Origin of the sequence: Kribbella lupini (genome assembly GCF_039529595.1) — a bacterium.
GTDB lineage: Bacteria > Actinomycetota > Actinomycetes > Propionibacteriales > Kribbellaceae > Kribbella > Kribbella lupini.
Map to the genome: position 1 here is coordinate 2014004 of NZ_BAAANC010000002.1, position 14301 is coordinate 2028304.

The following is a 14301-nucleotide window of genomic DNA, read 5'->3' on the forward strand; positions in this document are numbered from 1 at the left end:
CCTAGCGCCCCGAGTACGGCGGGGCGAAGAAGACCAGCAAAGCCAGGTCCTCGGTGACGTCGGCGAAGTGGTGGGGCTCCTCGGCCGCCACGAACAGCACGTCACCGGGACCGACCGGCTCCTTGCCGCCGGGCGTCACGATGAACGCCCGGCCCGCGGTCACCACGTAGATCTCGTCCTCGCGGTGCGGCGCCTGGTCGTCGACGCCGCCGGCCGGGATCGAGTACGTGCCGACCGACAGCGCGTCGGTCCGCAGATGTTCGGCGAAATGGTTCGGCTCCGCGGTCTGGTACTGCCCCGCCCCCACAAGCTTCTGCATCCGGCAGAGACTACCTACTGGGAGGCCGCTTTCTCAGTGGTCTTCGCCTTGCGCTTCGGCCAGTCGTACGGCCACCACTGCGCCCCACCACGCCGGGCCCACAGGATCAGCATCACCAGTACGGCGAGCTCGACCGCCGGTGTGACCGTGTCCCGCAGCCGGGCGCTGAACCACTCCAGCGAGTCCGACAGCGACGCCGCGACCTGGCGCGCGTTCGGGTCGCGGCCCGGCACGTACGCGATCGCGAGCATCGTCGTCCGGATCACCATCAGCTTGTCGACCTTCGACGCCGCGACCGCGGCCAGCGCGGTCCAGGCGATCAGGTCGTACCAGGGCAGCGTGTACATCGCGGTCAGCAGCCACGCGACGGCGTAGATCGCGGTGTACCGGATCGCGGCCGGGGTCGGGTCGTCCGGGTGCGTCTGCGGGACCAGCGACTTCGGGAACACCTGCGACAGCAGGATCGCGACGAAGATCAGGCCGACCCAGGCGACGATCCCGATGATGGTCCGCACCAGCGCGCCGGGCAGGAACAGGTCGAACAGACTGAAGATCACCTTGTGCGGCGTACCGGTGGAGATGAACGACGTCTGCGACCGCGCCTGCTGGAAGGCCTGCAGGCCGACCACGGCGTACAGGCCGGCCATCGAGACACCGCCACCGAGGCAGAACATCAGCGCGCGCCGCCGGTCCGCCCGCAGCGCCCAGAGCATCGCGACGCCGACCAGGCCGATCGACAGCTTGGTGCAGCCCGCGACGCCGAGCATCAACCCCGCGGCGAACACGTGCCGGCGGAACAGCACCAGCGCGATCACCGCGAACATCACCGCGATCGCGTCGTTGTGCGCGCCGGCCAGGACGGTCCACAGCAGCAGCGGGTTGGCCAGCGCGAGCATCGCGATCCGGCGGCGGTTCACCAGGTCGGGGCCGACCAGCTTGAGCAGCAGCAGGCCGGAGACGACCAGGCTGACCGCCACGGTCAGCTGCAGCATCCAGACCGTGAGCTGCATCGAGTCGCCGCCGACCCAGGACGAGAACCACTGGATCCAGGTCGCGATCGGGCCGTACACGCTGCGCGCGCCCTGCCAGGGCCGCTCGGTCGCGGCGATCACCGGGTCGTAGCCGAGCCGGATCGTGTCGGCCGGTGCGGTCGTGTACGGGTTGCCGCCGAGCGACATGATCCGTCCGTACGCCGCGTAGATCAGCACGTCGCCGGAGGCCATCGGCGGGACCAGCGTGATCGCCGCCGTCGTACCGATGCCCAGGGCAACCAATCGCTGGACGCGCGGAGCCCAGCCGTGCTTGAGCGCGCGGGTCGCCAGGTAGACGCCGTACCCGCCGAGCAGGATCGCGACGTAGATCATCACCGTGACGAGCCAGTCGTTCGGCTTGGTGTCGAACCAGTACGACGGGAGCCAGGCGTGGCGGTTGGTCAGCGTGAGGACGACGACCGAAGGGCCGAGCAGGCCGGCGGCGACGATCAGCGCGGTGGAGATCAGGTACAGGCCGACGGCGCGACGGCCGTCACGGTTCGCGCGGTCAGTGGCAACGACGTCAGCGGCGCTGGTCTCTTCGGTGCTCATCGGGACGTCTTCCGCGAGGGCAGCGCGCTGCGGGCCGCGAGCGCCCGGCGTACGTGGAGGAACTGGCGGCCGCGGTGCAACTGGCCGCGCAGGTCCGTGCCGGTGGCCCGGTGGCGCACCTCGATCGGCACCTCGAGGATCCGGAAACCCTTGCGGCCCAGGTCGATGCTCAACGCGGCCTCGACCCCGAACCCACTCGCCAGCGGAAGCGCCGCGTCGAAGGCAGCACGCGTGAGGCAACGCTGACCCGACAGCGGCTGCTCCGGCGCCCAGCCGGTCGCCTGCTCGATCCCGTCCCGGGCCAGCCGTACGACGAACCCGCGACCGCCGGCCTTGCTCCCGTCCGCGCGGATCTGCGCCGGCAGCGTTCCGATCGTCATGTCGGCGCGCCCGTCCTGCACCGGCGCGATCAACGGCTCGGCGCCGGTCGCGGTGTCGGTCAGGTCGGCGTCGAGGAACAGCAGGTGCCGCGCGCGAGCCCCGTCGCGCCGCGCGACCTCCGCGGCACCGGTCTCCATCGCCGCGGCCTTGCCCTGGTTCCGCTCGTGCCGGACGACGACCGCACCGGCCCGCTCGGCCTCCGCGGTGGTCCCGTCGGTGGATCCGTCGTCGACCACGACGACCAGGTCGACACCGACCAGCTTGCGGACGGCGTCCACGGTGGCCGCGATCCGCGCGGACTCGTCCTTCGCCGGAATCACGCAGGCAACACCACGCTGCGGCTCGACCGACGGCTGATCATTCCCGGACACAGCACCGCAGCCTAATTGCTCCCGAGCCGATCACCAGCCTCCGCACCCGCGGCCTGTGGACATCTCGTTCTTTCGAAGGATCGGCTCCGGTTGGCTTTCCCGTACGGATTGTCGGACAATCAGACAGATTTGCTCTTCCGTACGGCGAGCGCCCGCCTGCCGTAGCGTGGACAGCACCCCCAGGAACTCCGACGAGAGGGACAGGCATGACTGAGGCGTACGGCGTCGACAGCGAGGTCGGCCCGCTCCGGACCGTGATGCTGCACCGGCCGGGCAACGAGCTGCGCCGGCTGACCCCGCGCAACAACGACAAGCTGCTTTTCGACGGCATCCCCTGGGTCGGCCGGGCGCAGGACGAGCACGACGCGTTCGCCCAGGCGCTGCGCGACCGGGACGTCGAGGTGCTCTACCTGGGCAACCTCCTGACCGAGGCGCTCGCCGATCCCGAGGGCCGCGCGACCGCCGTCGCGGGCGCGATCGAGGACCTCCGGCTGGGCGACACCCTGCGCGACTACCTGCGGACCGCGCTGACCGCGCTCGACCCCGCGGAACTCGCCGAGGCGCTGATGGCCGGCGTACGCAACGACGAGGTGCGGGCCGGTGGGCTGGTCACGTCGCTGCTGGCGCACGAGGACTTCCTGATCGACCCGCTGCCGAACCTGCTCTTCACGCGTGACTCCAGCGTCTGGATCCGGGACTCGGTCGCGGTCACGTCGCTCGCGATGCCCGCGCGGGTCCGCGAGAGCCAGCTGACCGAGCTGATCTACCGCTTCCACCCGCGGTTCGCCGGCGCCGACAAGGTGTACGACCACCAGCTCGAGCACGTCGAGGGTGGCGACGTACTGGCCCTCGGTCCCGGCGTACTGGCGGTCGGGGTGGGAGAGCGGACGACGCCCGCCGGTGTGGAGCGGCTCGCGCAGCGGGTGTTCGCCAAGGACCTCGCGCACACCGTGCTCGCCGTACCGATCGCCCAGCAGCGCGCGACGATGCACCTGGACACCGTTTGCACGATGGTCGACGTCGACGCGGTGCTGATGTACCCGAACATGGCCGAGGAGATGCGGGCGCTCGCGGTCACCGCGGACGGTGACCAGCTGCACGTCGCCGAGCCCGAGCCGTTCCTGGTCGCCGCGGCCAAGGCGCTCGGGATCGACACCCTGCGGCGGATCGACACCGGCCTCGACCCGGTCACCGCCGAACGCGAACAGTGGGACGACGGCAACAACACCCTCGCGCTGGCCCCGCGGGTCTGCATCGCCTACGAGCGGACGGTCGAGACGAACGCGCGGCTGGAGGAGTCCGGGATCGAGGTGATCCGGATCTCCGGCTCGGAGCTCGGGTCCGGCCGCGGCGGGCCGCGCTGCATGTCGTGTCCGGTGCTGAGGGCCCCCATTGCTGGTTGAGAGCGCAAGTAAGCCTGACGACACGCGGAGTGAAATCGGGGGTTGTCGAGCAGGCAACTTGTGAGTACTCTTCATGCCTAGGCCCAGGCCCTGTTGCTCCCCCGTCAGCAGGACTTGGGCCGTCCACGTTGCAAGAGCCCCGCACCTCAGGTGCGGGGCTCTTGTGCGTCCGCCTGCCGGGACCTTGGACACCATCCGGGGACCTCGGACAGGAAATAGCGTGTCCGAGGTCCCGTTGAGGTGTTCAAGGTCCCGAGTGGATGCCCGTACGACGTCAGCGGATGGTGAGCTGACGGCTGGCCAGGCCGGCCTTCGCCGCGCGCTCCTCGGTGCTCAGCGGCGTACTGGTCTTCAGCGCCTTGTCCAGCGCGGTCTGGAAGTCCGCGGTCGGCTTCTCCAGGTCGGCGGCCTCGGTGTCGGCCGGCAGCTCCCAGACCGGGGCGAGCACGCCCAGCGCCCGGAAGGACCCGATCAGGCGGCTGCCGTCGACCAGCGCCGACGAACCGGCGGCGTGCAGCCGGGCCAGCGCGTCCAGCAGGTCGTCCTCGCTGTGCGGCATCACCCAGCGCAGGTACCGGCGGTCGCCGATCTGCGTCCAGTACGCCGCCTCGACCGACTCCAGCCGGACCGTCGGCGCCGCGGCCGCGTTGGCCCGCTCCAGGCCCGCGGCGACCTCGCCGGTCGGGTCCTCGACGTTCTCGCCGACCCAGAAGTCGAAGCCCTCGTGCACCTTGGCGACGATCGGCTCCTTGGTGTCGATCAGGTCCTGCAGCCGCGGGCCGTCCTTGAGCAGGTCGCCGAGCTGGATCGGGTTGCCCGGCTCGGTCGCCAGCGCCGCGGTGATCGCGTGCGCGACGTCGCGGCTCGGGTCACCGGTCGACGCGTGCGTCTGCAGGCCGATCCAGATCGTCTCGTCGTCGCGGACCAGACCCGGCATCGCCATCGGCAGCAGGGTGACCAGGTTGACCTTCTTGCCCTGGTGCTCGCCGGTCAGCGTCACCTCCGCGACGCCGGCCGGGACGATCTCCCGGAAGGCGATCAGGTCGCACTCGGCCGGCAGGCCCTCGAACGGCCGGACCACGAACGCGTCGGCGGCCTGGGCCCGGTCCTTGCCGTGGCACTGCTTGAACCGCTTGCCCGAACCGCACGGGCAGGGTTCCCGCGGGCCGACGTCGGCCAGGTCGGCCGGGTCGAGCTCTACGGTCGTGGTGTTCTTGGCGCGGTTGCGCGACTTCTTTCCCATGGGCGCAGTCTTGCAGGATCCGGTGGGAGGGGGTTAGTCAGCGAGGTTCAGAGCGGTACGACGGCGTGCACCGTGCGGTACTTGTCGCCGGACCGGACACCCCAGTCCGAGCTGAGCATGTCGACGATCGCCAGCCCGCGGCCGCCGATCGACTCGGGGTGGGCCTCCACGATCCGCAGCGGCTCGGTGTCGCCGCGACCGTCGGTGACCTCGATGTGCACGCCGGCCTTGTCGAGCCACCAGGCCGCGCGGACGTCGCCGGTCGGCAGCGCGGGCGCGTACCGGATGGCGTTGGAGAGCAGTTCCGACAGGACCAGCTGGGCGTCGTCACAGGTGGTTTCGGCGACCCGGGCCCGCGTCAGGTAGTCGTGAAGGCGACGCCGGGCAGCCGCTACCGCAGAGACTTCGTGCGGTAGGACGACGTCCACGACGCTCACGTCGGCGGGCAAAGTCGCAGAGGACAAGCAGGGTCTCCTCGGTGTCGGTACAGCACTTCCACATCTGCCCACGAACCCGGGCTTGAAAACACCTGAAGGAGTTCCGTTACACAGCAACGGCGAAGATCACAGCGATTGCAGGGAAACCGTGACAAAAGCGACAGAATTGAACGTCCAAATCACTCCGTGCATTCACATGATTACGTAGCCGGAGCGCTCTGAGAAGCAACTCACAACGCTCGAATGAGCGCGCAAACCCCCTGGTCAGTTGACCTGGTCAGCGCCGACGGACCAGGCGGCGACGAGTTCGCGACGGCGGGGCCGGCGGCTGGTCCGGGTGCTCGGCCAGGGTGGCGATCGCGAGCTCCGGCCGGTCGCTGATGATCGCGTCGACGCCGAGCGCGTGGCAGTGCTGGACGTCCTCGGGGGTGTTCACCGTCCACACGTGCACCTGGTGGCCGTGCTTGTGCGCGCGGTCGACGTACTCAGGGTGCGCGGTGACCAGCTCCAGGCTCGGCCCGGCGTACGAGACGCCGGTCGGCAAGGAGCCGTCGCGGAAGCGCAGCGGGATCCGGTCCATCAGCAGGACCGTCCGTACGCCGGGCGCCATCGTCCGCATCCGCCGCAGCGACAGCCAGGAGAACGACATCACCCGCGCGGGTGACTCCGTGCCGATCTTCGGGTGCGCCCAGCCGAACCGGTCGAGCGCCTCGATCAACCGCCGCTCCACCAGCCCGGCGTACCGGGTCGGGTGCTTGGTCTCGATCGCCAGCTCGATCGGGCGGCCCGCGTCGCGGACGGTCGCCAGCAGCGTGTCCAGCGTGAGCACCTTGGTCAGGTCCGGACTCGGCAGCTCGGCCTCGTCGTCGAGGTCGGCCCACGGGTTCTTCCACGACCCCCAGTCGAACCCGTCCAGCTCCTCCAGGCTCATCGTGGACAGCACGCCACGGCCGTTCGAGGTGCGGTCGATCCGCCGGTCGTGCACGCAGACCAGGTGACCGTCGGAGGTGAGCCGGATGTCGCACTCGAGCCCGTCCGCCCCCGCCGTGACCGCACGCTGGTACGCCGCCAGCGTGTGTTCGGGACTGACCTCACTCGCGCCGCGATGAGCAACAACGCTCGGGCGTTTCGCCATGGCACAACTCTGGCACGCGCCTTTGGGTCGGTGTTACTCAGCCACGCCGCCCGGTCGGAAATCGGTTGCCCATTCGGTGGGTGGCGCAGACTGGGCCGGTGAGCGAAATGATGCGCGCCGTCGTACTGCCCGGGCCGGTCGCGGCCGAAGACCTTCGGGTCTCGCTGGTTCCGGTTCCGGAGCCGCCGCCCGGGTGGATCCGGATCAAGGTCGAGGCGTTCGGGCTGAACCGCTCGGAGTACCACCTGCGCGCGGGGCTGGCGACCGGTGCCGTCTTCCCGATCGTTCCTGGGATCGAGGCGACCGGCACGGTGGATCTCGCCCCGGGCGGTGAGTTCGCCGTCGGGCAGCAGGTGGTCGCGATGATGGGCGGAATGGGCCGCGCCTTCGACGGGGGCTACGCGGAGTACACGGTCGTGCCCGCCGGTTCGGTGCTTCCGGTCAAGACCTCGCTGGACTGGGCGACGCTCGGCGCGCTGCCCGAGATGCTCCAGACCGCGCATGGCTCGCTTCACACGGGGTTGAACATCCAGTCCGGGCAGTCCCTGCTGATCCGCGGCGGTACGTCGTCCGTAGGCGCTGCCGCCGCCGTACTGGCGAAGGAGCGTGGTCTGACCGTCTTCTCCACCACGCGCAATCCTGGTCGACTGGAAACCCTGCGTGCGTTGGGGGTTGATCATCCATTGGTTGACGACGGCAACGTTGCTGAGCAGGTCCGGTCCGTGCTTCCGGCCGGTGTGGATGCGGCGCTCGAGCTCGTCGGCACCAACACGCTGCCGGACAGCCTGAAGGCCACCCGCGTGCACGGCACCGTCTGCTTCACCGGCATGCTCAGCGACACGTGGACGATCCCGGACTTCTACCCGATCGACTATCTCCCCAACGGCGTTCGCCTGACCGCGTACGGCGGCGAGTCGTCCGACCTACCCCCCGAGGCCTTCCAGCACTACGTGGACCTGGTCGCCGAGGGCCGCCTCCCGATCCGCATCGACCGGGTCTTCGCCCTGGACGAGATCGCCGAGGCGCACGCACTGATGGAGGCCGGCGGAGCCGTCGGCAAGCTGGTCGTTCGGATCGAGTGAGGCGTGAGTGATCCCAACGAGCTGCTGGCGGAGCAGTTCCTGGCCGCGGCGCCCGAGACGGGCGCGGAGGCGATAGCGGAAAGGCTCGCCGCGGCCGGGATGCTCCTGGAGCGTGTGCACGGAATCGGCGAGCCGCCGTCCACGGAACTTCGGCTCAGTGCGCCGGCCGGGTACGTCTTCGAGCGGGTGCACGAGACCCACGGCCTGACGCTGGTCGAGCTCTCACAGATCCTTGACGAGCTGGGGCTGGACGGGCCGCGGCTGGTGGTGGATCGGTATCGCAGTGACTACCGCGGGCTCGGGGTGACGTGGCCGGACGAGGATGTTGCACCCTTCGTACTGCAGACGTTGCCGTTGTGGCTGGCCCTGGTCGGCGCGGGAGCAGGTCCCGAGTTCGACCCGCAGGCGCCGTACCGGGCGCTGGCGACGCTGCCGGAGTTGCCTGAGCCGGTGGTGGACGCGTTGTTCGAGGCGGCCTTCGGGCGGCGTAAGTCCGTACGGCGGTTCGCGCAGGATGCGTTGGGCGGTGGACACGAGGACCGGATCATGGTTGCCCTGAGCAACCGACGGACCGAGGTGCGAGCCGAGGCGGAGCGCTGGCTGGAACGGCTGGGGCACGAGGTGTCGGCGTCGGCCGTCGACCGCGTCGGGCCAGCGGAGACTCCAACACCTCGAGGGCTCGAGTGGTTGCGTTTCGAGGACCTCCCGCCGATGCATTGGGCCGATACCGACGAGGTCATTCCGGCGTCACTGCTGAAATGGGTGGTCTGCCAAGCGGTGAACAACAAAACCCCGGAGCCGAACGCGTTGGTCCGTTCGTACGGCGGACTGATCGCCGAGCAGGAAGACTTCGGCTACTTCCTGCTCCAGCGCTGGATCGCCCGCGGCGCGGCGATCGGCCTGAAGGGCCTGCTGGCCGTCGTCGCGGTCTGCGGCGGCGAGCGGTCGATCGCGCTGGCCGAGGAGCACCTGAACGACTGGTACGGCGTACGGGTCGCTCAGAGCAAGGCGCTGATCGGCATGCTCGCCTCGACCGACCACCCAGCGGCAACCCAACTGCTGCTGTCGATCAGCACCCACTTCCGCACCAAGAGCCTGCAGGAGGAAGCCACCCGCCAGGCCACAGCACTCGCCGCATGCAAGGGCTGGACCTTGGCCGAACTGGTTGATAGTCAAGCGGGATGACTTTTGGGATCGGTCGGTTCGAGGGTGAGTGGGGCGAGATCGTTCGGTTGTTGGAGATGGCGTTCTCGTCGCCGTGGACCGAGGCTCAGGTGGAGGGGGTTCGGCCGCTCTGGGAGCCGGCTCGCAGTTTCGTTGCGACCGACGGGCGGGAGGTTGTTGCGCACACGTCTGCCTTTTCTCTCGAGCTGACGGCGCCGGGGGCGCGCGTGCCGGTGGCGGGCGTCAGCATGGTGGCTACCAGCCCCACTCATCGGCGGCGTGGCCTGGTGCGGCAACTGATGCGCCGGCAGTTGACCGAGTTGTGCGAGGGCGACGGCGAGGCGGTTGCCGCGTTGACGGCGAGCGAGCCGGTGATCTACGGGCGGTTCGGGTACGGCCTGGCTTCGGACCATCAGCACGTTGTCGTCCCGAGGGCTTCCCGCGAGCTGCGCCGGATCGCGGGGGTTGAAGACGTGCGGATCCGGTTCGCCGACCCGGTGGAGTCGCTCGCGGTGTGCACCGACCTTCACAACGCCGAGGTTCCGACCCGGCCGGGGATGTTCCCCCTGGACGAGCGCTGGCAGCGGGTTCTGGTCGTCGATGCCCACCAGGCGTCGCCGCTGCGGTGCGTGCTCGCCGAGCGGGACGGCGAGGTCATCGGGTACGCGTACTACCGGGCCCAGCGCGCGGACGGCGGGTACGTCGAGGTGACCCGCGTGCACGCTCGGGACCTTGCCGCCCACGTCGCGCTGTGGCAGTTCCTGCTCGATCAGGATCTCCTCAGCGAGACGAGGTACGAGCGGCTGCCCTCGGACGACCCGCTGCTGTCGCTGCTGCTCGACGTACGGGCAGCCGGCGTGAAGACCCAGGACGGGCTCTGGGTGCGGTTGGCGGACGTCGGCCGGGCGTTGGCCGCGCGCACCTACTCGACCGAGGTCGACGTCGTCCTGGGGATCGAGGACGACCTCCTGCCGTGGAACGCCGGCTCCTGGCACCTTGCGGGTGGGCCCGAGGGGGCAACCTGCGAAAAGACAGGTGCCACCCCGGACCTCCTGCTCGATGTCCGGGACCTGGGAGCGGTCTACCTGGGCCGCCCGTCCCTCGCCCTGCTCGGCGCGTCCGGCCTGGTCGCGGAGCAGACCTCAGGAGCTCTCGGCACGACCTCACGGGCCTTCCTGGCAGATCGTCTCCCCTGGCTCGACACCGGATTCTGACCTGGCCGTACGCCGTGATCTCAGGCCGTCGCCTCCTGCAGTGACGCCGTACGACCGGCGGGCCTCGGGAGGCCGTAGTGGTCGCGGAGGGTCGTGCCGGTGTACTCGGTGCGGAAGAGACCGCGGGCTTGGAGGATCGGGACGACCTGGTCGGTGAACGTGACCAGGCCCGACGGGAGGACCGGCGGCATGATGTTGAAGCCGTCGGCGGCGTCGGCCTCGAACCAGGACTGGATGGCGTCGGCGACCTGGTCGGGGGTGCCGGTGAAGGTGCGGTGGCCCCGGCCTCCGCCGAGGCGGCCGATCAGCTGGCGGACGGTGAGGTTCTCGCGGCGGGCGAGAGTGACGATGAGCGTGTAGCGGGACTTGGCGCCCTCGATCTCGTCCTCGTCGGGGAGGTCGGCGGGCAGCGGCTGGTCGAAGGGGAGGTCCTCGGGCTGCACCCGCAGTGTGCGCGCCAGTTGCTGGCGGGCGTACTCGGGCTTGATCAGCTCGTCGAGCTCGCGCTCCAGGGCCTGGGCCTCGGACTCGGTGGAGCCGATGACCGGGACGATGCCGGGGAGGATCTTGAGCCCGTCGGGGTCGCGGCCCAGGGCGGCGGCGCGGGACTTGAGGTCGGCGTAGAAGGCCTGGGCGTCCTCCAGCGTCTGCTGGGCGGTGAAGACGGCTTCGGCGTACCGGGCGGCCAGGCCCTTGCCGTCCTCGGACGAGCCGGCCTGGACGATCAGCGGGTAGCCCTGCGGGGAGCGCGGGAGGTTGAGCGGGCCGCGGACCTGGAAGTGGCGGCCGACGTGCTCGATCGGCTGCACCTTGTCGTTGTCGCCCCAGACGCCGGACTCCTTGTCGGCCAGCGTCGCGTCGTCCTGCCACGAGTCCCAGAGCTTGAACGCGACCTCCAGGAACTCCGCGGCCCGGTCGTAGCGTTCCGCGTGCGCGGGCTGGTCGGCCAGGTTGAAGTTCTTCGCGGCGTCCGGACCGGCCGTCGTGACGACGTTCCAGCCCGCGCGGCCCGCGCTGACGTGGTCGACGCTCGCGAAGCGCCGAGCCAGGTTGTAGGGATCGTTGTACGTCGTACTGGCGGTCGCGATCAGCCCGATCCGCTCGGTCGCCGCGGCGATCGCGGTCAGCAGCACGGTCGGCTCCAGCGACCCGGCCGGGCGCCGTCCGACGTCGCTGAACAGCACCGGCGAGTCGGCGAAGAAGATCGAGTCGAACTTGCCGCGCTCGGCAGTCCGGGCCAACTCCCGGTAGTGCTCGACGTCGGTGTTCGCGACCGGGTTGCTCTCCGGGAGCCGCCACGACGCCTCGTGGTGCCCGGTACTCATCAAGAACGCGTTCAGGTGCAACTGCCTGCTCACAGCGAAACCCCCAGGGCATCGAGAAGTCGGGTACGGACGGCGGCGAACGACGGGTCGGCGGAGTTCCGCGGCGGATCGAGCTCGATCCGCTCCTCGGCGACCAGCCGGCCCTCGTCCAGCACGATCACGCGGTCGGCGAGCACGATCGCCTCGTCGACGTCGTGCGTGACCAGCAGTACGGCGGGTTGGTGCGCCGCGCACAGTTTGCGCAGCAGAACGTGCATCTTGATCCGGGTCAGCGCGTCCAACGCGCCGAACGGCTCGTCCGCGAGCAGCAGCGCGGGCTCCCGGACCAGCGAGCGGGCCAGTGCGACCCGCTGCTGCTCGCCGCCGGACAACTCGTTCGGCCACGCGTTCTCCCGGCCGGCCAGGCCGACCTCGTCCAGGCTCTTCCGGCCACGCTCACCGGCATCGTCGGAACGCAGTCCCAGTACGACGTTGTCGAGAACCCGGGCCCACGGCAACAACCGCGAGTCCTGGAAGACCACCGACACGTTCTCCGGCACGACCAGCTCACCGGTCCCGGTCACGTCGTGGTCCAGCCCGGCCAGCGCCCGCAGCAGCGTGCTCTTGCCCGACCCGGACTTCCCCAGCAGGGCAACGAACTCGCCGGGGGCGATGTTCAGGTCGAGGTCGGACAGGACCGCGCGGTCGCCGTACGAGCGAACCAGCCCGCGGACCTCCACGGCTTTGCTCAAAACTAGTCCGCCAGCGTGCGTCGCCATGACAGGGCCCTCCTCTGGATCAGGCGGACGGCTCCGTCGGAGAGCAGCCCGAGTACGCCGTACAGGACCAGGCCGACGATGATGATGTCGGTCTGCCCGTAGGTGCGGGCCAGCTCCATCATGTAGCCGATCCCGCTGGTGGAGTTGATCTGCTCGACCACCACGAGCGACAGCCAGGCGCCGGTGACCGCGAACCGCAGGCCGAGCAGGAAGCCCGGCAGCGCGCCCGGCAGCACCACCTTGCGGATGAAGGTCCAGCGGGACAGGCCGACCGTCTGCGCGAGTTCGACGTACCGGCTGTCGATCGTGCGCAGGCCGTTGTGGGTGTGGATGTAGATGGGGACGAAGACGCCGAGCGTGATCGTGGTGACCTTCATCGTCTCGCCGATGCCGAGCCAGAGGATCAGCAGCGGCAGCAGGGCGAGCGACGGGATCGCGCGCTTGATCTGGATCGGACCGTCGAGCACGGCCTCGCCGATCCGGCTCAGGCCGGACAGCAGCGCGAGGACGGTGCCGAGCACGATGCCCAGGCCGAGACCGAGGAACGCCCGCTGGGTCGACGTGAGCAGGTTCGACTGCAGCCGGCCGTCGGCGATCAGGTCGCCGGTCGTGGTGACGACGGTCCACGGCGCGGACAGGATCCGCGGATCGAGCCAGCCGGCGGCCGAGCCGATGCTCCAGATCGCGAGCAGCAGCACGGGTCCGATCAGCGCGCCGAAGCGGATCGGCTTGCCGGGGCCGAGCCGGCGGCGACGTCGTACCGGTTGCGTGGTGACAGCCTTCGAAGCCCGTACGCCGCTGAGCGTCGCGGCTGAGCCGCTCACTTGGCTGCCGCCTTGATCGCGTCGGCCGCGACCGGCTGGAAGCGCAGGTCGTACAGGTCGGCGGCCTTGATGTCCTTGTTGCCGGTCTCCTTGGACAGCAGGTCGATGGTCTCCTGCTGCCGGGTGATCGCCGCGCTCCAGTCGCTGGTGATCTCCGGGTGGCCGGCGTTGTCGACCAGCCACTGGCCGTCGGCGGTGGTCAGGCCCTGGTCCTTCACGTAGTAGCCCTCGATCCATTCCTTCGGGTGCTTGTCGATCCACTCCTGCGCGACGCCCCACGCGGCGACGTACGCGCGGATCGCCGCGGCCTTGCCGCTGTCCTCGAGCGAGGAGGTCAGCGTGTAGAGGTGGCCGGCGTCGTCGCGGATACCGTGCGGGATCGTGGTTGCGCCGTCCTTGCCGTACTTCGTCAGGTACCGCTTGATCGAGACGCCGCCGATCGGGGCAACCTCGACCTGCTTGGCGGCCAGGGCGTTCGGGTAGATGTCACCCGTGCTCGGCAGCTCGACCAGCTTGACGTCTTCCTTGGTCAGCCCGGCCTTCTTCAGCACCTTGAGCACGAGCGCGCCCTGCGCCTGGCCCGGGCTGTACGCGATCTTCTTGCCGCGCAGGTCTTCCAGCGTCTTCACCTGGACGCCGGGTGCGACGCCGAGCTGGTAGATCGGGTGGTTCAGCGCGTCCTGGCGGAACTTGGAGGCGACGATCTTCACCGGCAGCCCGGTCCAGGTGGCGTGGATCGGCGGGATCTCGGCGACCGCGCCGACGTCGAGCGCCTTGGCCCGGAACGCCTCGGTGGTCTGCGGACCGCCGCTCAGGTTGGCGAACTGGACGAACTTGGAGACCTTGTCGATCTGGCCCGACAGCTCGAGCGCCTTCTGGGTGGTGGGGTCACCGACGACGATCTTGGCGCCGTCGGGCACGGACGTCGGCAGCGCCGCGTCGAGCGCGAGCTTCGGGCCGCCCCCGGCCTCGGCGGCACCGCCGCAGCCGGCCAGCAGCGTGACGGCCGCGGCGGCTAGGGCAAGTTGCTTCTTGAACATGAGCGAATCCTCTTCAGGGGCA

At 69.9% G+C, this 14301-nt stretch carries 14 protein-coding genes; 4 read left to right on the forward strand and 10 right to left on the reverse strand.

The window, feature by feature from the left end; translation table 11 throughout:
- Position 1 precedes the first annotated feature (1 nt).
- Genes ABD235_RS22905 through ABD235_RS22915 form a run of 3 tightly spaced genes read right to left on the reverse strand, consistent with a single transcriptional unit; the run spans position 2 to position 2654 of the window.
- On the reverse strand, positions 2–319 hold the full coding sequence (locus tag ABD235_RS22905) for a cupin domain-containing protein (protein ID WP_344177304.1): 318 nt from the start codon (positions 317–319) through the stop codon (positions 2–4).
- A 14-nt stretch (positions 320–333) separates the two neighbouring features.
- A complete protein-coding gene (locus ABD235_RS22910; RefSeq protein ID WP_344177306.1) occupies positions 334–1902 on the reverse strand; it encodes an MptA/MptB family glycosyltransferase in 1569 nt (522 codons plus the stop codon).
- The gene (locus tag ABD235_RS22915) at positions 1899–2654 is read right to left on the reverse strand and encodes a glycosyltransferase family 2 protein (protein ID WP_344177308.1); all 756 of its coding nucleotides are present in this window, start codon (positions 2652–2654) and stop codon (positions 1899–1901) included. Before ABD235_RS22915 ends, ABD235_RS22910 begins: the two co-directional genes overlap by 4 nt.
- A 206-nt stretch (positions 2655–2860) precedes the next feature.
- Here ABD235_RS22915 and ABD235_RS22920 point away from each other — a divergent pair, with 206 nt between their 5' ends.
- Entirely contained in the window at positions 2861–4057 is a 1197-nt protein-coding gene (locus tag ABD235_RS22920) for an arginine deiminase (protein WP_344177310.1), read from the forward strand.
- Between the two features lie 274 nt (positions 4058–4331).
- Here the strand turns inward: ABD235_RS22920 and ABD235_RS22925 are convergent, their stop codons facing one another.
- The 3 genes from ABD235_RS22925 to ABD235_RS22935 form a co-directional block, all read right to left on the reverse strand.
- A complete protein-coding gene (locus tag ABD235_RS22925) occupies positions 4332–5300 on the reverse strand; it encodes a DUF5926 family protein (RefSeq protein ID WP_344177312.1) in 969 nt (322 codons plus the stop codon).
- Between the two features lie 47 nt (positions 5301–5347).
- Entirely contained in the window at positions 5348–5764 is a 417-nt protein-coding gene (locus ABD235_RS22930; protein ID WP_344177314.1) for an ATP-binding protein, read from the reverse strand.
- A gap of 250 nt (positions 5765–6014) precedes the next feature.
- On the reverse strand, positions 6015–6872 hold the full coding sequence (locus ABD235_RS22935) for a glycerophosphodiester phosphodiesterase (protein ID WP_344177316.1): 858 nt from the start codon (positions 6870–6872) through the stop codon (positions 6015–6017).
- A 107-nt stretch (positions 6873–6979) separates the two neighbouring features.
- Here ABD235_RS22935 and ABD235_RS22940 point away from each other — a divergent pair, with 107 nt between their 5' ends.
- The 3 genes from ABD235_RS22940 to ABD235_RS22950 are packed head-to-tail and all read left to right on the forward strand — an operon-like array spanning position 6980 to position 10332.
- The gene (locus ABD235_RS22940) at positions 6980–7954 is read left to right on the forward strand and encodes a zinc-binding alcohol dehydrogenase family protein (RefSeq protein WP_344178716.1); all 975 of its coding nucleotides are present in this window, start codon (positions 6980–6982) and stop codon (positions 7952–7954) included.
- 3 nt (positions 7955–7957) lie between these two features.
- Entirely contained in the window at positions 7958–9139 is a 1182-nt protein-coding gene (locus tag ABD235_RS22945) for a hypothetical protein (protein WP_344177318.1), read from the forward strand.
- Positions 9136–10332, forward strand: coding sequence for a GNAT family N-acetyltransferase (locus ABD235_RS22950; protein WP_344177319.1), 1197 nt, complete (start codon positions 9136–9138; stop codon positions 10330–10332). Before ABD235_RS22945 ends, ABD235_RS22950 begins: the two co-directional genes overlap by 4 nt.
- Positions 10333–10352: 20 nt before the next feature.
- Here the strand turns inward: ABD235_RS22950 and ABD235_RS22955 are convergent, their stop codons facing one another.
- Genes ABD235_RS22955 through ABD235_RS22970 form a run of 4 tightly spaced genes read right to left on the reverse strand, consistent with a single transcriptional unit; the run spans position 10353 to position 14279 of the window.
- A complete protein-coding gene (locus tag ABD235_RS22955) occupies positions 10353–11690 on the reverse strand; it encodes an LLM class flavin-dependent oxidoreductase (RefSeq protein ID WP_344177321.1) in 1338 nt (445 codons plus the stop codon).
- Entirely contained in the window at positions 11687–12415 is a 729-nt protein-coding gene (locus ABD235_RS22960; RefSeq protein ID WP_344177323.1) for an ABC transporter ATP-binding protein, read from the reverse strand. The genes ABD235_RS22955 and ABD235_RS22960 overlap by 4 nt, the downstream gene beginning before the upstream one ends.
- Entirely contained in the window at positions 12391–13239 is an 849-nt protein-coding gene (locus ABD235_RS22965) for an ABC transporter permease (RefSeq protein WP_344177325.1), read from the reverse strand. Before ABD235_RS22965 ends, ABD235_RS22960 begins: the two co-directional genes overlap by 25 nt.
- On the reverse strand, positions 13236–14279 hold the full coding sequence (locus ABD235_RS22970; RefSeq protein WP_344177328.1) for an ABC transporter substrate-binding protein: 1044 nt from the start codon (positions 14277–14279) through the stop codon (positions 13236–13238). Before ABD235_RS22970 ends, ABD235_RS22965 begins: the two co-directional genes overlap by 4 nt.
- Positions 14280–14301: the final 22 nt, after the last annotated feature.